This window comes from Alcanivorax profundi (assembly GCF_003597125.1).
Taxonomy (GTDB): Bacteria; Pseudomonadota; Gammaproteobacteria; order Pseudomonadales; family Alcanivoracaceae; genus Alcanivorax; species Alcanivorax profundi.
Genome location: NZ_QYYA01000205.1, coordinates 1 through 364 on the forward strand (window position 1 = coordinate 1; position 364 = coordinate 364).

At 44.8% G+C, this 364-nt stretch carries 1 protein-coding gene; it reads right to left on the minus strand.

Features of this window, described 5'->3' with window-relative positions; all coding sequences use genetic code 11:
- A partial coding sequence (locus D4A39_RS19500; protein ID WP_199699519.1) for an ATP-binding protein occupies nucleotides 1-364 on the minus strand: 364 nt, incomplete at both ends.

Here is a 364-nt window from a genome sequence, read left to right on the forward strand (position 1 = left end):
CCAATATTCCTTGGCTATTCTCTTCAGGTTCATCAGTTGTCCGAACTTAAAGAAAGGGCTGTTCGTCTTGTTGAAAATATCTTTCATCATGTGCATCTTGCTGCCGTAGAGACAATAGGTGGTATGGTGCTGCAACTGCCATTCAGCCCTCAGCATAGCTTCAAGGTTCTTCCATTTTGGCAGGTTGGCGAGTTGCTGAAACTCATCGATGCAGACGATAATCTTGATGCCTTTAGCTTCGGCTATCCTTTCGGGGAGTTGCAGAATGTTTTCAGGACTTTCCTTTACAGGATTCACCTTTAGGTTGACCTCTACACTATTCATTGGGTCGGAAGCTATCGTGATGCTTGGGGTAAAACGATTG